Here is a 20053-nt window from a genome sequence, read left to right on the forward strand (position 1 = left end):
GGCTGCGCCGCGCCGGCCGCGAAGTCGTGCCGATTGACGGGCGCCGTCAATCGGGGTCGGCGTTGTCAGTGGCGGGGTGCACCATGAGGTCATGAGCGTGCGCATCGACATCGCGGGGCTGCGGCCGGAGAGGGTCGCCGTCGTCCCCTCACCCCTGGCCGAGCTCTGCATGGCGCTGCACGCGCTGTCGGAGCCGGGTCACCACCCCGGGCTGCAGGGCTGGGTGACCGGCGTGAGCGCCCGGCTGGACTCGCACCTGGCCGACCGGTTGTGCGAGGCCGACTTCCTGTGGCGGACGACGTTCTCGGACCTCTTCCTGCCGTACGCGGGCATCACGGGCGCCCTGCCCGGCGCGACCCTCGCCGAGGAACTGGACCTGCTGGACAAGCTGTCGGACGAGCAGTTCGTGGACGCGGCCCTGGAGTTCTCGTGCGCCCTCCCCTACGGCCTGCCGGGCCCCGGACCGCTGTCCGACATGGACCTGCGGCGCCGCGCTCTGGAACTGGCCGCCGCGCGGGGCCCGCGGCAACTGCGGTTCGGCGAACGGCTGCTGACCGACCCACCCCGCATCCGGGCCTGGCTCAGGCAGTTCCTGCAGGACTGCGACGAGGCGTTCTTCGCGGAGACCTGGTCCCGGCTGCGCCACCAACTCACGGCCGACGCACGCCACAAGACGGATCTGCTGCGCCGCAGGGGTCTCACCGAGGCACTGGCCTCGGTGTCCCCGGCCGTGACCGTGGACGAGACGGCCGGCCTGATCACGATCGACAAACTGGGCAGCGGCCGTACCGCCACGGCGGGCCGCGACCTGCTGCTGGTGCCGACGAGCCTGGGCTGGCCGCACCTGATGGTCCTGCACCGGTACGGCTGGCAGCCGGTGCTGCACTACCCGGTCGGCTCTCCCGAGCTCGCCGCCCCGCCCTCGGTGGAGCAGCTCACCCTGCGGATGACCGCGCTGTCCCACCCGGTGCGGATGAGGCTGTGCCGCAGCCTCGCCCGCAGCGCCTTCACGACGAGCGAGCTGGCGCAGATCCACGGCATGACGGCCCCCGAGATATCCCGGCATCTGGGCGTCCTGAAGAAGGCGGGCCTGATCACCACCCGCCGCCGCGGACGGTACGTCCAGCACCAGCTGGACGTGACGGTGGTGGCCCGCCTGGGCAGCGACTTCCTGGAAGGCGTTCTCAGATAGTGCCGGGGGCTGACACCCCCAGGCGGCCCGTCAGTCGAACCGGATGTGCCGGACGCCCACCCGAGCCTGCCGCAGCCTCGTGCGCAACGCGCCCTCGTTGTTGGGCCGCAGCGTCAGGCCGGCGAGCACCGCGATACGGTCCGCCGTCTTCGGGACCGTCGAGTGGTCCGTCCACAGGTGCTCGGCGAACTCCGGTTCCTGCAGCCGCTCCAGACAGTGGTCGAGCTGCCGCACGGCCCAGGTCTCGCGCCCCAGACCGCGGTTCTTCCCGCCCACGAACTGAAGGAGGTGCCCCAGGCCGCGCTCACGCAGCCGCCTGATGACGGTCTCGCGCTGGGCCAGCAGCGTGAAGTGCCTTACGTCGTGGCCGAGTTCGCGCAACCGGCCGACGGTCTCCCCGAAATAGCCGGAGTCCGTGATCGTCATGGGGACGATGACGACCCCCTCGTGCCGGGTGAGGGCGAGGTCCAGCACTTCCACCACCCCCTGCCGCCAGGCCGTCAAGTCCTGGAAATCGCCGCGCAGTTCGGGAGGCAGCATCCGGCGCAGACCGAAACCGGCGTGCTCGGGGTCGCAGATGACGCTGCCCCGCAGGCGCCGCTGGATCTCGTGCGCGGTCTGGGTCTTGCCGCCCCCGAAAGGGCCGTTGATCCACAGGAGCATGCGCAGACCCTAGTGGCCGCCGGTCACACGAGGATCACGCTTGCGTGGATCACCCGTGCCCGCCCGCGCGCACCAGCCCCGTCTCGTACGCCAGCACCACCACCTGCACCCGGTCCCTGAGCCCCAACTTGGTCAGGATGCGGCCGACATGGGTCTTCACGGTCGCCTCGGACAGCACGAGCCGGGCCGCGATCTCACCGTTCGACAGACCCTGCGCGACCAGCACCATCACCTCGCGCTCGCGGTCGGTGAGCCGCTCCAGCTCCTTGTGCTGGGGCTCCTTGCCGGCGCTCGGCAGCATCGGCGCGAACCGGTCGAGCAGCCGGCGCGTGGTCGACGGCGCGACCACCGCGTCACCGCTGTGCACGGCACGGATGGCGTGCAGGAGCTCACCGGGCGGCACGTCCTTGAGCATGAACCCGGAGGCGCCCGCCTTCAGCCCGGAGAAGGCGTACTCGTCGAGGTCGAAGGTGGTCAGGATCAGCACCTTCGGCGGGTTCGCCTCCTGGCAGATACGGTGGGTCGTCTCCACCCCGTCGAGCTTGGGCATCCGGACGTCCATCAGGACGACGTCCACGGCCGTCGAACGCAGCACCTGAAGCGCCTCCACACCGTCCCCCGCCTCGGCGACGACCTCCATGTCCGGCTGCGCGGCGAGCACCATCCGGAACCCGGTGCGCAGCAGCACCTGGTCGTCGACGAGCATCACGCGGATCGTCATCGGGGCCTCTTCCGTTCGCGTCGGCTGGGTCGTTCCATGGGTGTTACAGGTGTCAACGGCGTGCGTACGCGCATGTCAGTGTGCGGATTTCAGCGGCAACAGGGCACTGATGCGGAAGCCGCCGCCCGGGCGCGGGCCCGCGTCCAGGGTGCCGCCGACCATACCGACCCGCTCACGCATCCCGATCAGGCCGTGCCCCTGTCCGTCGGCGCCGCCCTCCTCGTACAGCTCGTGCGGGGCGCCCTTGCCGTCGTCCTCGACGAGCAGTCCCAGACCGTCGTCGAAGTACACCAGCCGCACGCTCGCGCCCGCGTTGGGCCCGCCGTGCTTACGGGTGTTGGTCAGGGCCTCCTGGACGATGCGGTACGCGGTCAGCTCGACGCCGCTGGGCAGCGGGCGCGGGGTGCCCTCCACCTTGAAGTCGACGGGCAGGCCGGAGGTGCGGCACTGCTCGATCAGCTCGTCGATCTGCTCGACGTCGGGCTGCGGGACGTACTCACCGACCTCCTTGTGCTCGCCGGTGCGCAGTACGCCCAGCAGGCGGCGCATCTCGGCGAGCGCCTGGCGACCGGTGGAGGAGATGGTCTCCAGGGCCTTCTTCGCCTGGTCGGGGGCGGTGTCGAGGACGTAGGCGGCGCCGTCGGCCTGCACCACCATCACCGACACGTTGTGCGCGACCACGTCGTGGAGCTCGCGAGCGATCCGGGCACGTTCGGCCGCCACCGCGACCTTGGCCTGCGCCTCGCGCTCCTTCTCCAGCCGGGCGTTGCGCTCCTCCAGCTGCGCGAAGTAGGCGCGCCGGGTGCGGATCGAGTCACCGAGCACCCAGGCCAGCGCGAACGGCACCGTCTGGAAGATCACCACCGCCACATGGCCCAGGGTGCCGGAGTGCTCCACGGGCCAGCGGATCTCCGCCGCGGTCGCCGCGGACAGGCCCACGGCCAGCGCGATCCGGGAGGCCCAGCGGGCACCCATCACGGCCACGGTATAGACGATCACCAGCATCGCGAAGTCGGCGGGCATCGTCGCGACGTCCAGCGCGAGCTGGGCCATGCCGAGGCCGATCGTCAGCAGCAGCATCTTCTCCGGCATACGCCGCCGCAGGGCGATCACCAGGCACAGCAGCAGCGAGATCGGAACGATCAGGGCCGGCGACACCGTGCCCCGGGTGTCCGGGTGGCCGACCCCGCTGACCAGCGAGATCCCGAACAGGATGACGGCCCAGAAGGTGTCGACCCCGGTCGGGTGTCTGCGGAGGAAGTCATAGAGGCGCTGCACGTAACCCAGCGTAGGGAAGCGAGATGCGTGCAGGGGTCAACCGGAGGGCCGATCCGCGCCGGGCGCGCATACTCCGCAAGGTGGAGGCTCCGTTCGCCTGTGCGCTTAGCCTGGGCCGGTGACGGAAGTGGCGGCGGGCGAGTGGCACGGCTGGCGGGCGGCGACGGAGGCGGCCCTGTACGGGCCGGAGGGCTTCTACCGCCGGTCCGAGGGACCGGCGGGTCACTTTCGTACGTCCGTCCACGCGTCGCCGCTGTTCGCCGAGGCCGTGGCGAGGCTGCTGTGCCGGGTCGACGAGGCTCTGGGCCGGCCCGCCCGGCTGGACTTCGTCGACATGGCGGCGGGACGGGGCGAACTGTCCGCCGGCGTCCTGACCGCCCTGCCCGCCGACGTGGCCGCACGCACGCGCGTGTACGCCGTCGAAGTCGCCGACCGCCCCGCCGGCCTGGACGAACGCGTGCAGTGGCTCCCCGAGCCGCCGCACGGCGTCACCGGTCTGCTGTTCGCCAACGAGTGGCTCGACAACGTGCCGCTCGACATCGCCGAGGTGGACGGCGACGGCGTGCCGCGCCGGGTCCTCGTACGCCGGGACGGGACCGAACGTCTCGGAGAGAAGGTCGACGGGGCCGAGGCGGAGTGGCTGGCGCGGTGGTGGCCGCCGGGCGGTGCGGAAGGGCTGCGGGCCGAGGTCGGGCTTCCACGGGACGAGGCCTGGGCGGGGGCGGTCGCCGCGGTCGAGCGGGGGCTCGCGGTCGCCGTGGACTACGCGCACACCGTGGACGCGCGCCCCCTGTTCGGGACGCTGACCGGGTTTCACGCGGGGCGCGAGACGGCGCCCGTGCCGGACGGGTCGTGCGACATCACGGCGCACGTCGCGCTGGACGCGTGCGCGGCGCACGGAGAGGCGACGGTGGGGGCGCGCGCAGCGCGCGATACGGAAGTCAGGGAAGCACGCGCGGCGCACTCACCGGCGCATACCGTCCCCCGCGCGCTCCTCCTGCGTCAGCGCGACGCCCTGCGCGCCCTCGGCATCACCGGCGCACGCCCCCCGCTCACACTGGCGTCCACGCAACCCGCGGCCTACGTACGCGCCCTCGCGAGCGCCGGCGAGGCCGCCGAACTCACAGCTCCGGGCGGCCTCGGCGACTTCGGCTGGCTGCTGCAGCCGGTGGGAATCCCGACCGCGCCGATCGACTGACCGACCGACCGCCGCGCCAACCGGCCCGCCCCCTCGACCAGCCCGGCCCCGCGACCGACCCCGTCCCGCGACCGCTACTTGTCGATGTCCCCGACCACGAAGAACAGCGACCCCAGGATCGCCACCATGTCCGCGACCAGCGTCCCGGGCAGCAGCTCCACGAGGGCCTGGATGTTGTTGTACGACGCGGAGCGGAGCTTGAGCCGGTACGGGGTCTTCTCGCCCTTGCTGACGAGGTAGTAGCCGTTGATGCCGAGGGGGTTCTCGGTCCAGGCGTAGGTGTGGCCCTCGGGCGCCTTGAGGACCTTCGGGAGCCGCTGGTTGATCGGCCCGGGTGGGAGGTCGGCGAGCCGGTCGAGGCAGGCGTCGGCGAGGTCGAGGGAGTTGTGGGTCTGCTCCAGAAGCACCTCGAAGCGGGCGAGGCAGTCGCCCTCCTGCCGGGTGACGACCCTCAGGGTGTCCTGCAGCTCGCCGTAGGCGAGGTAGGGCTCGTCGCGGCGCAGGTCGAAGTCCACGCCCGAGGCGCGCGCGATCGGCCCGCTCACGCCGTAGGCGTGCACCGCGCCGGGCGAGAGCGGCCCCACGCCCCGCGTGCGTCCCCGGAAGATCTCGTTGCCGAGCACCAGGTCGTCGAAGCGGTCCATGCGCGAGCGCACGTCGGCGACGGCGGCACGCGCGCGGGCGGCCCAGCCGGCCGGCAGGTCCTCCTTCAGGCCGCCGACGCGGTTGAACATGTAGTGCATGCGGCCGCCGGAGACCTCCTCCATGACGTTCTGGAGGACCTCACGCTCCCGGAACGCGTAGAAGACCGGCGTGATGCCGCCGAGCTCCAGCGGATAGGAGCCGAGGAACATCAGGTGGTTGAGCACCCGGTTCAGCTCCGCGAGCAGGGTGCGCGTCCACACCGCGCGCGTGGGCACCTCCATGCCGAGCATGCGCTCCACGGCGAGGACCACGCCCAGTTCGTTCGAGAAGGCCGACAGCCAGTCGTGGCGGTTGGCGAGCATGATGATCTGGCGGTAGTCGCGCGCCTCGAAGAGCTTCTCCGCGCCGCGGTGCATGTAGCCGATCACCGGCTCCGCGTGCATGATCCGCTCGCCGTCCAGCACCAGCCGCAGGCGCAGCACGCCGTGCGTGGACGGGTGCTGCGGTCCGATGTTGAGCACCATGTCGGTGCTCTCCGCGGCGCCGCCGATACCGACCATGGTCTCCGTCGTGGGAGTCATGGACACAGTCTCTCCTACGTACGCTGGCCGTATGGAAACGGGGAGCCCGGGCGACACGGGCACGCGGGGGGACGGGACGACGGAGCCGGTGTGGCGCGGACTGCCGCCCGGCCTGCTGCGGATGCGGCGCCTGCTGCTGGTGGTGTGGCTGGGGCTGATCGCCCTCGTCCTGGGGGTACTGCTGAACCTGTTCGCCGGGCCGGCCTGGGCGGCCCTCGCCCTGCTGCCACTCGCGCTGATGGCCTGGGGCTGGGTGCTGCTCGGCCGCAACTGGCGCTCCTGGCGGTACGCCGAACGCGCCGACGACCTGCTGATCAGCCGGGGCGTGCTGTGGCGCGAGGAGACCGTCGTGCCGTACGGGCGCATGCAGCTGGTGGAGGTGACCTCCGGGCCGGTCGAGCGGCACTTCGGGCTGGCCAGCGTGCAACTGCACACGGCGGCCGCGGCGACCGACGCGACCATCCCGGGCCTCGACCCGGAGGAGGCGGAACGCCTGCGCGACCGGCTCACCGAGCTCGGCGAGGCCCGATCGGCGGGCCTGTGACCACGCAGGGCGTCGACGACGCCGTGCGGGAGAGGAATCCGGTCGTCGAGCGGCGGCTGCATCCCGTGACGCCCCTCAGGCGCGCGTGGGCCCCGGTCGCGGTGGTCATCGGGTGGGCCCTGCACGACCCCGACCAGGCTCAGCGCCAGTTGACCAGGCTGACGACCACCGTCCTGCTGATCGGGCTCGCCGTCCTCGTGCCCGTCGCCGCCCTCTACGGCTTCCTCAGCTGGTGGTTCACGCACTTCGCCGTGACGGAGAGCGAACTGCGCATCCGCACCGGGCTGTTGTTCCGGCGCACCGCGCACATCCGGCTCGAGCGCGTCCAGGCCATCGACGTCACCCAGCCGCTCCTCGCGCGCGTGGCGGGCGTCGCGAAGCTGAAACTCGACGTCATAGGGACCGACAAGAAGGACGAACTCGCCTTTCTCGGGGAGCGCGAGGCGCGTGCGCTCCGCGCGGAACTCCTGGCGCGCGCCGCCGGTTTCGCGCCCGAGACGGCGCACGAAGTCGGAGAAGCGCCGGCGCGCGAGCTGCTGCGCACGCCTCCGTTCCAGCTCGCGATCTCCCTCCTGCTGACGGGCTCCACCTGGGGCGCCCTCGCCGCCGCGCTCGTCGTACCGCCCGTGCTGTGGCTGGCCACCCACAGTGTGTGGACGGTCCTCGCGACCGGCGTGCCCCTGCTCGGCGCGGCCGCCACGAGCAGCGTGGGGCGTTTCGTCGGCGAGTACGACTGGACGGTGGGCGAGTCGCCGGACGGGCTGCGCATCGACCACGGCCTGCTGGACCGTACGCACGAGACGGTGCCGCCCGGCCGTGTGCAGGCCGTGCGGATCGTGGAGCCGCTGCTGTGGCGGCGGCGCGGCTGGGTCCGGGTGGAGCTGGACGTGGCCGGGTCGTCCAACTCCGTGCTCGTGCCGGTCGCTCCGCGCGAGCTGGCCGAGGACGTCATCGTGCGCGTGCTGCCCGGGGTGAGCGTGCCGGCGGCCGCGGCGCTGTCGCGACCGCCGCGCCGGGCCTGGCGGTGCGTGCCGGTGTGGTGGCGCGGGTACGGACTGGCCGTCACCGAGGCGGTGTTCGCCGCCCGGCACGGCCTGCTGCGACGGCGCCTGACGCTCGTCCCGCACGCGAAGGTGCAGAGTGTGCGGCTGACGCAAGGGCCGTGGAAGCGGCTGTGGCGGCTCGCCGACGTGCACGTGGACACCGGGGCCAACAAGTCCGTCACGGCCCGGCTGAGGGACGCACAGGAGGCGGCGGAGCTGCTGCGGGCGCAGGCGGAGCGGTCACGGACGGGACGGCGCGACGCCCTGCCGGACCGGTGGATGGCCTGACCGGCCGGCGCCCGGGTGGCCATCCCCGCCCGGGTCACCGCCGCGAGGCCACGCCTTCAGGAAACCGCGCTCCGTATGCTCCGCAGCCCCTGCAGGTCGATCTGTTCCGTCTCGTCGTGCGCCGTCAGGTCGATCACCTGGCCGACACCGCGCGACTCCTCGTCGGCGGGCTTGAAGTCCGCCTCGGCCTCGGCCTTGTGGAGAGCGAGGGCCTCCTGGCCGACCACGTCGGCGAGGTCCTCGTTCTGCACGGACTCCAGGTCGCCCGGCGAGGGCTCCGTCTTGGTGCCGAAGAAGTCGAAGCCGCCCTCGACCGACGGGCGCCGCATGGGCGTGCCCGGTACGACGGCCACCGCGGTCGGCTCGACGAAGTGCCCTGAGGGCTGCTGAGCGGGCTGCGCGGGCGTCCGGGCCGGAGTGGTGGCGGCCGCGCGCTCATGCCCGTCGGCCGCCTCGGGCTGCCCCTGCGCCTCGTCCTCCCGCGCCGCGGCCTCCGTGTCGTCCTCGGCGGCCCCGGTCACCGTGGCGACCGGCTCAGCGGCGCCCTTCGCGGCGGTCTCGGCCGCGCGGGCCTCGGAACCGGCCCTGGCCCGCGCCGTCCCGCCCTTCGCGGCCCTGTTCTTCCCCGGACCGTCACCCTTCCCGGGACCGTCACCCCTGCCGGGACCGTCGCCCTTCGGGGAACCGTCGTCCTCGGGGCCGGTGCCGTCCTCGGCACCGGCCTCACCACTCACCTCGTCGTGGCCCTCCGGGGAACCGTCGCCGCCCTCCCCGAAGTCCTCGTCGTCCTCCTCGAAGCCCTCGTCGAAGTCCTCGTCGAAGCCCTCTTCGAGGTCCTCCTCGGAGTCCTCACCGGAGTCCTCACCGGAGTCCTCGTCGAACTTCTCCAGCGCCGCCTTCGCCCGAAGGAACAGCTGCGACCCCTCGGGTGAGAAGACGGCGGGGGTCTGCGCCTTGTCTTCGGCGTCGGCCGCCGCCTCGCCGTCGGCCGCGGAGGCAGCCACAGCCTCGGCGTCCGTGGGGGACTGCGCCTCCTGCGCCGGCACCGCCGGCAACGCGCGCGCGGGGGTGGGCTCCCCCGCCTCTATCTCGAGCAGCCGGCGGCCCTCCAGCGCGCTCGCGCGCTCGGTCTCCGCCGTGGCGTACCGCCGCAGCAGGGCCGCGTGCTCGTTGCGCAGGCCCGCCAGTTCCGCCCGCTTTGCCCGCAGCCGCTGCTCCAGCTTGGTGCGCAGCTCGCGCGACTCGTCGAGGTCGGCCTCCAGCTCCGCGACCCGCTCCTCGTGCCGCCACTCGTCGCTCGCACGCGCGCGCGTGAGGTCGGCCACCTGTTTGCCAGCCTGCGCGTCCCACCGTCGCATGAAGGCCGCGCCGACGACGGCCGTGGCGGCGGCGACCGCGGCGACGACACGGAGCGTGGCCGGTGAGGAGAAGACCCAGGGACCGAAGGCGCAGACAAGGGAGACGCCTGCTATCGCCGACGGAGGCAACAGCCTGTGCAGAGGCGGGGAATGGCGGTGACGTCCACGTGGCATGGCCAGAAACTTACCGCGCGTAGGCGACCCATGGCGCCCCGCCCCGCAAAAACACAGCCATAACGAAACGTTCACAGGACATCAGGAAATGGATCCCGTCAATTCGGCAAGATCATCATCTGCCGAACCCGCCGAATCCCCTGTCACCGGTCGCTCAGCCGCCCACTGATCCACTGCAGTGTCGCCGGAATCTCGCGCCGCCAGGTGTTGAAGTTGTGACCTCCGCTGTCGAGGATGATCGACGAGATCCGCGTCAACCGGGTGGTCCGCACACGCTCTATGAACTTCAGGGTGTCCTTGTAGTTGGATTCCCCGATCCGGCTGCTGGTGACGAGCAGTGAAGTGTCGGGCGCGGGCAGGTGCTTGAGGCACCACCACAGATCCGCCCGGTCGCGCAGATTCCTGTTGCCCTGGAAGAGATCACCCGTGGTCGGGTCCAGGGGCGCCTTGTAGTACGGCGACAGCCCCGCTCCGGCCGCGTAGGAGCCGGGATGGTGCATGGCGAGTTTCAGCGCGCAGTACCCGCCCGTGGAGTCGCCGATGATCCCCCAGCCTCCCGGTTTTCTGCCCACCCTGTAGTGCGCGATTACGGCATCGGGCAGATCCTTGGCGAAAAACGTCTCCGTCTGCGGGCCGCCCGGGATGTCCACGCACTCGGTGTCCCGCGGCGGCGCGACCGTCGGCCGCAACATCACCAGGATCATCGGCTGCATACGGCCGTTCTTCGCGAGCGCCTCCGCCGTGCTCGGATAGCGCAGTTTGTCCACGAGCGCCTGCGCTGTGCCCGGATATCCGGTGAGAACGACGGTCGCGGGAAACGTACGGGTCCGGTACTGCGGCTGGAAGTACTCCGGCGGCAGATACACGTACGCGGGCGTGGCGATGTGAGTGCGGCGGCCGACGATGTCGACCTTCTGGATCTGCCCTCCGGACTGCGGCGGGGCTCCGCCGGCTCCACGCACGTGTGCCGTGTCGATCACCTCCAGCGGTCCGCCCGAACCGCCGAGCGCCGTGTGGTTGACCACCACGCCCTGGTCCTTCTCCTGACCGAACAAGTCGGCCCAGCTGGCGTAGAAACCGAAGGCCTGGTTGGCGGCGAGACCCAGGGAGGCGAAGAGGGCCAACTGGGTGCCGAGCAGCAGGCACACCCGCCCGCTGACGGCGCGCCAGTGACGCCGCGCCAGACGTGGCCACAGCCACACCGTGCCGACGAACAGCAGCACGGCGAACGCGACCGCCAGCCACAGCACCTTGTTGCTCGTAAGACCCATGACCTGCTTCCTGCCTGCGGTTCTCAACCGGCTTCCCCGCGCCTTCGCAAGGGCTTGTCCGGGACTTTCCATGGCCTTTGGACCGGCTTTGAGGAGAGGTTGGAACCTTGCTCCCCGAGACACCGTCCTAGAGGGCGCAATGTCGCCGGATGCCCCGATCGGCACCGGATTCAAGGTCTCTCGCAGAACTACGGGATGCGATGTCTGTCAGGACAGATGAGGAAATGTCGGGCGGGGTTCCCTCTCGATCACGCAACGCTCGGCGCGTACTGCGAGGTCCGCGCCCCGAGGCCGTCCCCGTCCTCGTCGCCAGAGCCTGTGCGCTCGTGGGCGTCCTGGACATCGCCGCGGGCGTCTTCCCGCGCTTCCGGCACAGCCGTATGCACACCATCGCCGAGGTGCTGCCGGGAGCGTTCGGGCCGTTCGCGGCCGCGCTCTCGCTCAGCGCCGGCGTGCTGTTGCTGCTGCTCGCGCACGGACTGAGGCGGGGCAAGCGGCGCGCGTGGCGGGCCGCGGTGGCGCTGTTGCCGGCAGGTGCCGTCGCGCAGTTCACGTACCGCCACTCCCTGATCGGAGTGGTCATCTCGCTGGCGCTGCTGGCTCCGCTGCTGCGCCACCGCGACCAGTTCAACGCGCTGCCCGACCCGCGCAGCCGGTGGCGCGCGCTCGCCAACTTCGTCCTCATGGGCGCCGGATCCCTCGTTCTCGGGTTGATCATCGTCAGCGTCCACCCGAATCGCATGGTCGGCGACCCGAGCCTGGCCGATCGCATTACGCACGTCCTCTACGGCCTCTTCGGCTTCGAGGGCCCGGTCGATTACCAGGGCAACACCTCCTGGACCGTCGGCTTCTCCCTCGGCGCCCTGGGGCTGCTCACCGCGGTGACGACGATCTACCTCGCGTTCCGCCCCGAGCACCCGGCGGCCCGTCTGACCGCGGAGGACGAGGAACGCCTGCGCTGCCTGCTGGAGAAGCACGGCCGGCGGGACTCCCTCGGCCACTTCGCCCTGCGGCGCGACAAGGCCGTCGTCTTCTCGCCCAGCGGCAAGGCTGCGGTGACGTACCGCGTCGTCTCCGGTGTGATGCTCGCCAGTGGCGACCCCATCGGTGACGTGGAGGCCTGGCCGGGCGCCATCGAGCGCTTCATGGACGAGGCCAAGGCCCACTCCTGGACGCCCGCCGTGATGGGCTGTTCGGAGACGGGCGGTGAGGTGTGGACCCGCGAGACCGGCCTCGACGCCCTGGAACTGGGCGACGAGGCGGTGGTGGACGTCGCGGATTTCTCCCTCGCCGGCCGCGCGATGCGCAACGTGCGCCAGATGGTCAAGCGCATCGAGCGCGCCGGTTACGAAACCCGGGTACGACGTGTACGTGACCTCGGCGACACCGAGCTGGCGCGGATCCGGCAGGCCGCCGAGGACTGGCGGGGCACCGACACCGAGCGCGGCTTCTCCATGGCCCTGGGCCGTATCGGCGACGCCGCCGACGGCGACTGCCTGATCGCCACCGCCCACAAGGCGGACGACCAGCCGGGCGAGTACGGCGACCTGAAGGCGATCCTGCACTTCGTCCCCTGGGGCGAGGACGGCGCCTCCCTGGACCTGATGCGCCGCGACCGCTCGGCCGACCCCGGCATGAACGAACTCCTCATCGTCGCCGCCCTCCAGGCGGCCCCGAAGTTCGGCATCACGCGCGTGTCGCTCAACTTCGCGATGTTCCGCTCGGCACTCGCGCGGGGCGAGAAGATCGGCGCGGGCCCGGTGCTGCGCGCCTGGCGCGGGCTGCTGGTCTTCCTCTCCCGCTGGTTCCAGATCGAGTCGCTGTACAAGTTCAACGCGAAGTTCCAGCCCCGCTGGGAGCCGCGCTTCGTCGTCTACCGCGCCTCGGCGGACCTGCCGCGCATCGGCTTCGCCGCCATGCAGGCGGAGGGCTTCGTCAACCTCGCCCTGCCGCTGCCGCGCTTCCTGCGCCGCCGCAGGTCGGCCCCGCGCGTGTGCGCCCACTCCGTCGCGGAGCGCGACGTACGCGCCGCGTGAGGGACCCCGAGCGCGTGGCGTGACCGACGGCCGGACGGGACGACCGGACGGCCGTACGCCTCGAAGGACAGGCCGTAGGCCGCGAAGGACAGGCCCGGACGCAAGCCCTCCCCTCCAGCCCGGGGGGCTTGCGTCCGGGCCGTCGCGTTCCGCGGCCGACCATGGCGTCTTCCGGTCCGGTCCGGGGCCTAGGCTGAACGTATGAGCAAGCAGAGCGGACGCGGGCGCGTCGCGGGCCTTCCCGAGTGGGACCGCTGCGCGGTCATGGGAGTCGTGAACGTCACCCCCGATTCCTTCTCCGACGGCGGCCGTTTCTTCGACACCACGGCGGCCGTCAAGCACGGGCTCGAACTGGTCGCCGAGGGCGCGGACCTGGTCGACGTCGGCGGCGAGTCCACCCGCCCGGGCGCCACCCGCGTCGACGAGGCCGAGGAACTCAAGCGCGTCATCCCCGTGGTGCGTGGCCTCGCCTCCGAGGGTGTCGCCGTCTCCGTCGACACCATGCGCGCGTCCGTCGCCGAGCGCGCCCTCGCCGCCGGCGCCCGCCTCGTCAACGACGTCAGCGGCGGGCTCGCCGACCCGGCGATGATCCCGGTCGTCGCCGCCTCCGGCGCCCCCTTCGTCGTCATGCACTGGCGCGGCTTCCTGGAGGGCGGCAACGTCAAGGGCGCGTACGACGACGTCGTCACCGAGGTCGTCGACGAACTCCGCGCGCGCGTGGAGGCCGTCCTGGCCGGCGGCATCGCCCCCGACCGCGTCGTCGTCGACCCCGGCCTCGGCTTCTCCAAGGACGCCGGACACGACCTCACCCTCCTGGCCCACCTCGACCGTCTGCTCGTGCTCGGCCACCCGCTCCTCGTCGCCGCCTCTCGCAAGCGGTTCCTCGGGCGCGTCCTCGCGGGGCCGGAGGGCGCGCCGCCGCCCGCGCGCGAGCGCGACGCCGCGACGGCCGCCGTCTCCGCGCTCGCGGCGCACGCCGGCGCGTGGGCGGTGCGTGTGCACGAGGTGCGCGCCACGGCGGACGCAGTACGCGTCGCGCGCGCCGTGGAGGAGGCGCGCACCGCCGAGCACGCGCCCCGCTCGGCCGCCCCCGGCGCAGAAGGAGCCCGGTGAGCGCCGCCCACACGGACGTCGAGCAGGTCGAGGCCGCCAACACCGCCTTCTACGAGGCCCTGGAACGCGGCGATTTCGAGGAACTGTCCTCCCTCTGGCTCGCCCCCGGCGACCTGGGCATCGACGAGGAGTACCACGACCCGGCGGACGCCGGCGTGGTCTCCTGCGTGCACCCCGGCTGGCCCGTGCTGACCGGCCGCGGCGAGGTCCTGCGGTCGTACGCCCTGATCATGGCGAACACCGACTACATCCAGTTCTTCCTCACCGACGTGCACGTCTCCGTCACCGGCGACACCGCCCTGGTCACCTGCACCGAGAACATCCTCAGCGGCGGGCCCGCGCCCGAGGGCGGCGAGGAGCTCGGCCCGCTCGTCGGCCAGCTGGTGGTCGCCACGAACGTGTTCCGCCGCACACCCGACGGCTGGAAGATGTGGTCGCACCACGCCTCCCCCGTTCTGTCCGAGAACGACGAGGCCGAGGACGAGGACACCCCCTCCTGACGGGGTAGGCGGTCCTGCGAGGAGACCCGTCGGCACCCTCACGGGTCACATCGGCACCCGCCGGGTGCAAGAAGTGGTTGGAATCACGACGTGCCGGGTAGGGGCGGCTACCAACCCGTGAGCCGCCGGGTTCCCCAGGGGAAACACACGATGAAACCTCCTGGTCCCGGCACTGGCCCGCGCCCCCGTGGCCGGGGGCTGTCAGTGCCCGCGGGTAGATTCGTTCGAGGCCGGTGTGCCGCCCGCACACGGCAGTGACCGGCCGTCACCGACGATTGCAGGAGTGATTCGCGTGGATCGTGTCGCGCTGCGCGGCCTGAAGGCCCGCGGGCACCACGGTGTGTTCCCCAAGGAACGCGAGGAGGGCCAGACCTTCATCGTGGACCTCGTCCTCGGGCTGGACACCCGGCCGGCCGCGGCCGACGACGACCTGGCGAAGACCGTGCACTACGGCATCGTGGCGGAGGAGGTCGTGGCCGTGGTGGAGGGCGAGCCCGTCAACCTCATCGAGACGCTCGCCGAGCGCATCGCCCAGGCCTGTCTGAAGCACGACGGGGTCCAGGAGGTCGAAGTACGCGTCCACAAGCCGGACGCGCCGATCACGGTGCCCTTCGACGACGTGACCGTCACCATCACCCGGAGCCGAGTATGACCGCGTTCTTCACCGAGGGTCACAGCGACCCGACCGTACAGCCGGTGCCCGCCTCCGTCGTGCAGCAGGTGGACGCCGCCGACACCACCCTCCACAACCCCAAACGCGCCGTGATCTCCCTGGGCTCGAACCTCGGCAACCGCCTGGAGACCCTCCAGGGCGCCATCGACGCCCTGGAGGACACCCCGGGCGTCCGGGTCAAGGCCGTGTCGCGGGTATACGAGACGGAGCCGTGGGGCGTCGAGCCGGGCAGCCAGCCCTCGTACTTCAACGCGGTGGTACTGCTGAAGACGACCCTGCCCCCGTCCTCGCTCCTGGAGCGGGCGCACGCGGTCGAGGAGGCCTTCCACCGCGTCCGCGACGAGCGCTGGGGCGCGCGCACCCTCGACGTCGACATCGTCGCCTACGACGGTGTCCTCTCCGACGACCCGCTGCTGACCCTCCCGCACCCCCGCGCCCACGAACGCGCCTTCGTCCTCGCCCCCTGGCACGACGTCGACCCCGACGCCCAGCTGCCCGGCCGCGGCCCGGTCGCGGGCCTCCTGGGCACCGTCACCCGGCACGGCGTGGAGCCCCGTGAGGACCTGGAACTCCACCTGCCCGAGTAGTCGTTAAGGTCAAGACGACAAAGCCGGGACGACCGCCGTCCGCGGGCGCGGGACGACCACGGTCCACGGGTCTGACCCGTCAACCGGGGGAGCTGAAGGGACACCGTGAGAGAGCTGCGCATCAGGGTGCTGGCAGGCGTGTTCGTCGTGGCCGGGCTCCTGTCCTGGGCGGGCGCCCGCCTCTGGAACTCGATCGGGACGCTCCCCAGCGTCCCCCTGGCCGCCCCCATCGTCCTCGCCCTGATCGCCGTGGTCCTGCTGGCCACGGCGCTCTCGATCCGCGGCCGCCTCAAGGCCCAGCGTGAGCGCCGGCCCGAGGCCAAGGGCGTCGACCCCCTGATGGCGGCCCGCGCGGTCGTCTTCGGCCAGGCCAGCGCGTTGGTCGCGGCCCTGGTCTCCGGCATGTACGGAGGCACCGGCGTCTTCCTGCTGGAGCTGCTGGACATCCCGGCCCGCCGCGACCAGGCCATCTACGCCGGCTTCTCGGTCGTGGCGGGCATCGCGGTCATAGCGGCGGCCATCTTCCTGGAGCGTGTGTGCAAGCTCCCGGACGACGACGAGACCGACAACGGCGCGGCGTCTCCGGCCTGAAAGGCAACAGGACACGGGCGCCGAGGCCCTGAGGGGCCCCGGCCCTACTTCGCCATGATCAGGCTCATGGCCTCGTTGCGGGTGGCGGGATCGCGCAGCTGGCCGCGCACCGCCGACGTTATGGTCTTGGCGCCGGGCTTGCGGACACCGCGCATGGACATGCACATGTGCTCGCACTCGACGACCACGATGACACCGCGCGGCTCCAGGATCTTCATCAGCGAGTCGGCGATCTGCGTGGTGAGACGTTCCTGCACCTGTGGACGGCGGGCGTAGACGTCCACGAGCCGGGCCAGTTTCGACAGCCCCGTGATCTTGCCGTCCGACGACGGGATGTACCCGACGTGGGCGACGCCGACGAACGGCACGAGGTGGTGCTCGCACGAGCTGAGCACCTCGATGTCCTTCACCAGGACCATCTCGTCGTGCCCCAGGTCGAACGTCGTCGTCAGCACGTCCTCGGGCTTCTGCCACAGCCCCGCGAAGATCTCCTTGTACGCCCGCGCCACCCGCGCCGGCGTCTCCTTCAGACCCTCCCGCTCCGGGTCCTCCCCGACCGCGATCAGCAGCTCACGGACGGCGTTCTCGGCGCGCTTCTCGTCGAACTCGCCGATGCTGCCTTCGCCGTCCAGCGTCACGGGGTCGGTCATGTGGATTCTCGTTCCTGTGCGGGTCACGCGTGCGGGCCACGCGCCTCGTCTGCGGCCTGGCTGAAAACGCCGCGCCCCCCAGGCTAAAACCTGGGGGGCGCGCACAGCCATTCCGGTCCCGACGGGCGGAAGGAGGTGATTCAGCTCTCGGGCCGGTCCTCCGGGATCGCCTCGGTCGCCGGAGCGTGCTCCGTCGCCGTGGACTTGGCGGTGGAGATCGCCGGGGTCGCGCCGTTGGCGCCGTTCGTCAGTGCGAGCTCCTTCGGGGAGAGCACCGGCGGACGGGTGGACGGCGTGCGGCGGGAGGAGCCGGTCCAGGCCGGACGCGGGGGGCGCTTGACGATGGGAGCGAAGATCTCGGCGATCTGCTCCTTGCCCAGCGTCTCCTTCTCCAGCAGCTGCAGGACGAGGTTGTCGAGGACGTCGCGGTTCTCGACCAGGATCTCCCAGGCCTCGTTGTGCGCGTTCTCGATGAGCTTCTTGACTTCCTCGTCCACCAGCGCGGCGACCTCTTCCGAGTAGTCGCGCTGGTGAGCCATCTCACGTCCCAGGAACGGCTCGGTGTTGTCGCCGCCGAACTTGATGGCGCCCAGCCGCTCGGTCATGCCGTACTGGGTGACCATCGCGCGGGCCGTGGCGGTGGCCTTCTCGATGTCGTTCGCCGCGCCTGTGGTCGGGTCGTGGAAGACCAGTTCCTCGGCCGCCCGGCCGCCCAGCATGTAGGCGAGCTGGTCGAGCATCTCGTTGCGGGTGGTCGAGTACTTGTCCTCGTCCGGGAGCACCATCGTGTAGCCCAGCGCGCGGCCGCGGCTCAGGATCGTGATCTTGTGGACCGGGTCGGAGTTCGGGGAGGCCGCCGCGACCAGGGCGTGTCCGCCCTCGTGGTACGCGGTGATCTTCTTCTCCTTGTCCGACATGATCCGGGTCCGCTTCTGCGGGCCCGCGACCACACGGTCGATGGCCTCGTCGAGCATCGAGTTGTCGATGAGCTTCCGGTCGCTGCGGGCCGTGAGCAGAGCCGCCTCGTTGAGGACGTTGCTCAGGTCCGCACCGGTGAAGCCCGGCGTACGGCGGGCGACCGCCGCGAGGTCGACGTCGGGCGCGACCGGCTTGCCCTTCTGGTGGACCTTGAGGATCTCCAGACGGCCCTGCAGGTCCGGCGGGTCGACCGCGATCTGGCGGTCGAAGCGGCCGGGGCGCAGCAGCGCCGGGTCGAGGATGTCCGGACGGTTGGTGGCCGCGATGAGAATCACACCACCCTTGACGTCGAAGCCGTCCATCTCGACGAGCAGCTGGTTCAGCGTCTGCTCGCGCTCGTCGTGACCGCCGCCGAGGCCGGCGCCGCGGTGGCGGCCGACCGCGTCGATCTCGTCGACGAAGACGATCGCCGGAGCGTTCGCCTTGGCCTGCTCGAACAGGTCACGGACTCGGGAGGCACCGACACCGACGAACATCTCGACGAAGTCGGAACCGGAGATCGAGTAGAACGGGACCCCCGCCTCACCGGCGACGGCACGCGCGAGCAGCGTCTTGCCGGTACCGGGGCGGCCGTAGAGCAGCACGCCCTTGGGGATCTTGGCGCCGACGGCCTGGAACTTCGCCGGCTCCTGCAGGAACTCCTTGATCTCGTGGAGCTCCTCGACGGCCTCGTCACAGCCCGCGACGTCGGAGAACGTCGTCTTCGGCGTGTCCTTGGTGATGAGCTTGGCCTTGGACTTCCCGAAGTTCATGACCCGGGAGCCGCCGCCCTGCATCTGGTTCATCAGGAACAGGAAGACGACCACGATCAGAACGAAGGGAAGCAGGGAGAGCAGGATTCCCAGGAAGGGGTTCTGCTTGGACGGCGACACGGTGTAGCCGTCCGGGATCTGCTTGTCCTGGTATTTGGTCTGCAGCGTGTTGGCGATGGCCACGCCCTGGTCGCCGATGTAGCTCGCCTGGATCTTCGAGCTGCCCTCGACCTTTTCGCCAGACTTGAGCTGGACCTTGACGGTCTGCTCGTCACCGGTGGTCAGCTTGGCCGATTCCACCTTGTTGTCGTTGATCGCTGCGACGACCTGGCCGGTGTCCACCGTCTTGTAGCCGCCGGACGAACCGACGACCTGCATCAACACGACCACGGCAAGGACGGCCAGCACGATCCACATGACCGGCCCACGGAAGTATCGCTTCACGTCCATCCATACGGAGCGGTGCCGCCCCGTCCCTCCTGCCATAGTGAGTTTGATAAGACAGTTCTTCTGACGGTACCCCAGCATTGTCGCCCGAAGCCGCACGGGCGGGCTGGCTAACCCGTCTGCATGCTCCAACGGCGCGAAACCCGCTGGGGTTCCCGATCGTCCTACAAAGACGGCTCTCTTGGCCCCATGGGCCACTCAGCCGCCGTAGACGTGGGGCGCGAGCGTACCGACGAACGGGAGGTTGCGGTACTTCTCGGCGTAGTCGAGGCCGTAACCGACGACGAATTCGTTGGGAATGTCGAAACCCACCCACTCGACGTCGATGGCGACCTTGGCGGCGTCCGGCTTGCGCAGCAGGGTGCAGATCTTCAGGGACTCGGGCTCGCGGGAGCCGAGGTTGTTGATCAGCCAGGACAGCGTCAGTCCGGAGTCGATGATGTCCTCGACGATCAGGACGTGCCTGCCCTTGATGTCGGTGTCGAGGTCCTTGAGGATCCGCACCACTCCGGAGGACTGGGTGCCCGCGCCGTACGACGACACGGCCATCCAGTCCATGGTGACGGGGGTGGACAGCGCCCGCGCGAGGTCGGCCATGACCATCACCGCGCCCTTGAGGACACCGACGATGAGCAGGTCCTTGCCCGCGTACTCCGCGTCGATCTTCGCGGCCAGCTCGGCCAGTTTCGCGTCGATCTCTTCTTTGGTGATGAGCACCTGCTGGAGGTCGGCACCCATGTCTTTCGCGTCCACCCGCATCACTTTCGGTC

General features: G+C 71.0%; 19 protein-coding genes. 10 read left to right on the forward strand and 9 right to left on the reverse strand.

The genetic code is table 11. The annotated features are described in order from the left end of the window. Nucleotides 1–91: 91 nt before the first annotated feature. A complete protein-coding gene (locus ACQF4J_RS21350; protein WP_351801241.1) occupies nt 92–1192 on the forward strand; it encodes a DUF5937 family protein in 1101 nt (366 codons plus the stop codon). A 30-nt stretch (nt 1193–1222) separates the two neighbouring features. Here the strand turns inward: ACQF4J_RS21350 and ACQF4J_RS21355 are convergent, their stop codons facing one another. From ACQF4J_RS21355 to ACQF4J_RS21365, 3 genes are all read right to left on the reverse strand, one after another. Next, on the reverse strand, nt 1223–1855 hold the full coding sequence (locus ACQF4J_RS21355) for an AAA family ATPase (RefSeq protein ID WP_351574054.1): 633 nt from the start codon (nt 1853–1855) through the stop codon (nt 1223–1225). Nucleotides 1856–1904: 49 nt separating this feature from the next. Then, the gene (locus ACQF4J_RS21360; RefSeq protein ID WP_427166509.1) at nt 1905–2576 is read right to left on the reverse strand and encodes a response regulator; all 672 of its coding nucleotides are present in this window, start codon (nt 2574–2576) and stop codon (nt 1905–1907) included. 75 nt (nt 2577–2651) lie between these two features. Continuing rightward, entirely contained in the window at nt 2652–3854 is a 1203-nt protein-coding gene (locus tag ACQF4J_RS21365; RefSeq protein ID WP_351574049.1) for a sensor histidine kinase, read from the reverse strand. Between the two features lie 118 nt (nt 3855–3972). Here ACQF4J_RS21365 and ACQF4J_RS21370 point away from each other — a divergent pair, with 118 nt between their 5' ends. Further along, nucleotides 3973–5052: an SAM-dependent methyltransferase gene (locus ACQF4J_RS21370; RefSeq protein ID WP_427166510.1), complete on the forward strand. Its 1080-nt coding sequence runs from the start codon at nt 3973–3975 to the stop codon at nt 5050–5052. Between the two features lie 74 nt (nt 5053–5126). On the opposite strand, the gene ACQF4J_RS21375 is transcribed toward ACQF4J_RS21370, so the two are convergent. Then, on the reverse strand, nt 5127–6278 hold the full coding sequence (locus tag ACQF4J_RS21375) for an NADH-quinone oxidoreductase subunit D (RefSeq protein WP_351801247.1): 1152 nt from the start codon (nt 6276–6278) through the stop codon (nt 5127–5129). A 31-nt stretch (nt 6279–6309) separates the two neighbouring features. Between ACQF4J_RS21375 and ACQF4J_RS21380 the strand changes: the two genes are divergently transcribed. After that, a complete protein-coding gene (locus ACQF4J_RS21380; RefSeq protein WP_351574039.1) occupies nt 6310–6822 on the forward strand; it encodes a PH domain-containing protein in 513 nt (170 codons plus the stop codon). Continuing rightward, nucleotides 6819–8153 carry a PH domain-containing protein gene (locus tag ACQF4J_RS21385; RefSeq protein WP_427166512.1) on the forward strand — a complete coding sequence of 445 codons (1335 nt, stop codon included), beginning with the start codon at nt 6819–6821 and terminating at the stop codon, nt 8151–8153. Before ACQF4J_RS21380 ends, ACQF4J_RS21385 begins: the two co-directional genes overlap by 4 nt. 56 nt (nt 8154–8209) lie before the next feature. On the opposite strand, the gene ACQF4J_RS21390 is transcribed toward ACQF4J_RS21385, so the two are convergent. Together ACQF4J_RS21390 and ACQF4J_RS21395 are read right to left on the reverse strand one after the other, a co-directional pair. Beyond that, nucleotides 8210–9685 (reverse strand): hypothetical protein, encoded by a 1476-nt coding sequence (locus ACQF4J_RS21390; protein ID WP_427166513.1) that lies wholly within the window; start codon nt 9683–9685, stop codon nt 8210–8212. Between the two features lie 143 nt (nt 9686–9828). Next, complete coding sequence (locus ACQF4J_RS21395; protein ID WP_351574030.1) at nt 9829–10956, reverse strand: alpha/beta hydrolase; 1128 nt, start codon at nt 10954–10956, stop codon at nt 9829–9831. Between the two features lie 224 nt (nt 10957–11180). Here ACQF4J_RS21395 and ACQF4J_RS21400 point away from each other — a divergent pair, with 224 nt between their 5' ends. The 6 genes from ACQF4J_RS21400 (at nt 11181) to ACQF4J_RS21425 (ending at nt 16456) form a co-directional block, all read left to right on the forward strand. Next, on the forward strand, nt 11181–12992 hold the full coding sequence (locus ACQF4J_RS21400; protein WP_351574027.1) for a phosphatidylglycerol lysyltransferase domain-containing protein: 1812 nt from the start codon (nt 11181–11183) through the stop codon (nt 12990–12992). A gap of 201 nt (nt 12993–13193) precedes the next feature. Further along, a complete protein-coding gene (folP, locus tag ACQF4J_RS21405) occupies nt 13194–14105 on the forward strand; it encodes a dihydropteroate synthase (RefSeq protein WP_427166515.1) in 912 nt (303 codons plus the stop codon). Continuing rightward, on the forward strand, nt 14102–14605 hold the full coding sequence (locus tag ACQF4J_RS21410; RefSeq protein ID WP_427166517.1) for a nuclear transport factor 2 family protein: 504 nt from the start codon (nt 14102–14104) through the stop codon (nt 14603–14605). Before folP ends, ACQF4J_RS21410 begins: the two co-directional genes overlap by 4 nt. Nucleotides 14606–14897: 292 nt before the next feature. After that, nucleotides 14898–15257, forward strand: a complete 360-nt coding sequence (gene folB / locus ACQF4J_RS21415; protein ID WP_058924022.1) for a dihydroneopterin aldolase — start codon at nt 14898–14900, stop codon at nt 15255–15257. Then, a complete protein-coding gene (folK, locus tag ACQF4J_RS21420; protein WP_351574018.1) occupies nt 15254–15865 on the forward strand; it encodes a 2-amino-4-hydroxy-6-hydroxymethyldihydropteridine diphosphokinase in 612 nt (203 codons plus the stop codon). The genes folB and folK overlap by 4 nt, the downstream gene beginning before the upstream one ends. Nucleotides 15866–15970: 105 nt before the next feature. Further along, nucleotides 15971–16456 carry a DUF3180 domain-containing protein gene (locus ACQF4J_RS21425; RefSeq protein ID WP_351574015.1) on the forward strand — a complete coding sequence of 162 codons (486 nt, stop codon included), beginning with the start codon at nt 15971–15973 and terminating at the stop codon, nt 16454–16456. 44 nt (nt 16457–16500) lie between these two features. Here the strand turns inward: ACQF4J_RS21425 and folE are convergent, their stop codons facing one another. The 3 genes from folE to hpt all read right to left on the reverse strand — a co-directional run bounded on the left by folE (nt 16501) and on the right by hpt (nt 20042). Then, the gene (gene folE, locus ACQF4J_RS21430) at nt 16501–17106 is read right to left on the reverse strand and encodes a GTP cyclohydrolase I FolE (protein ID WP_351574012.1); all 606 of its coding nucleotides are present in this window, start codon (nt 17104–17106) and stop codon (nt 16501–16503) included. Nucleotides 17107–17246: 140 nt separating this feature from the next. Further along, nucleotides 17247–19286, reverse strand: coding sequence for an ATP-dependent zinc metalloprotease FtsH (ftsH, locus tag ACQF4J_RS21435; protein WP_351574009.1), 2040 nt, complete (start codon nt 19284–19286; stop codon nt 17247–17249). 195 nt (nt 19287–19481) lie between these two features. Beyond that, nucleotides 19482–20042, reverse strand: a complete 561-nt coding sequence (gene hpt / locus ACQF4J_RS21440; RefSeq protein ID WP_067240779.1) for a hypoxanthine phosphoribosyltransferase — start codon at nt 20040–20042, stop codon at nt 19482–19484. Between the last annotated feature and the right edge of the window lie 11 nt (nt 20043–20053).

It is taken from the genome of Streptomyces sp. C1-1 (assembly GCF_050214755.1).
Lineage (GTDB): Bacteria > Actinomycetota > Actinomycetes > Streptomycetales > Streptomycetaceae > Streptomyces.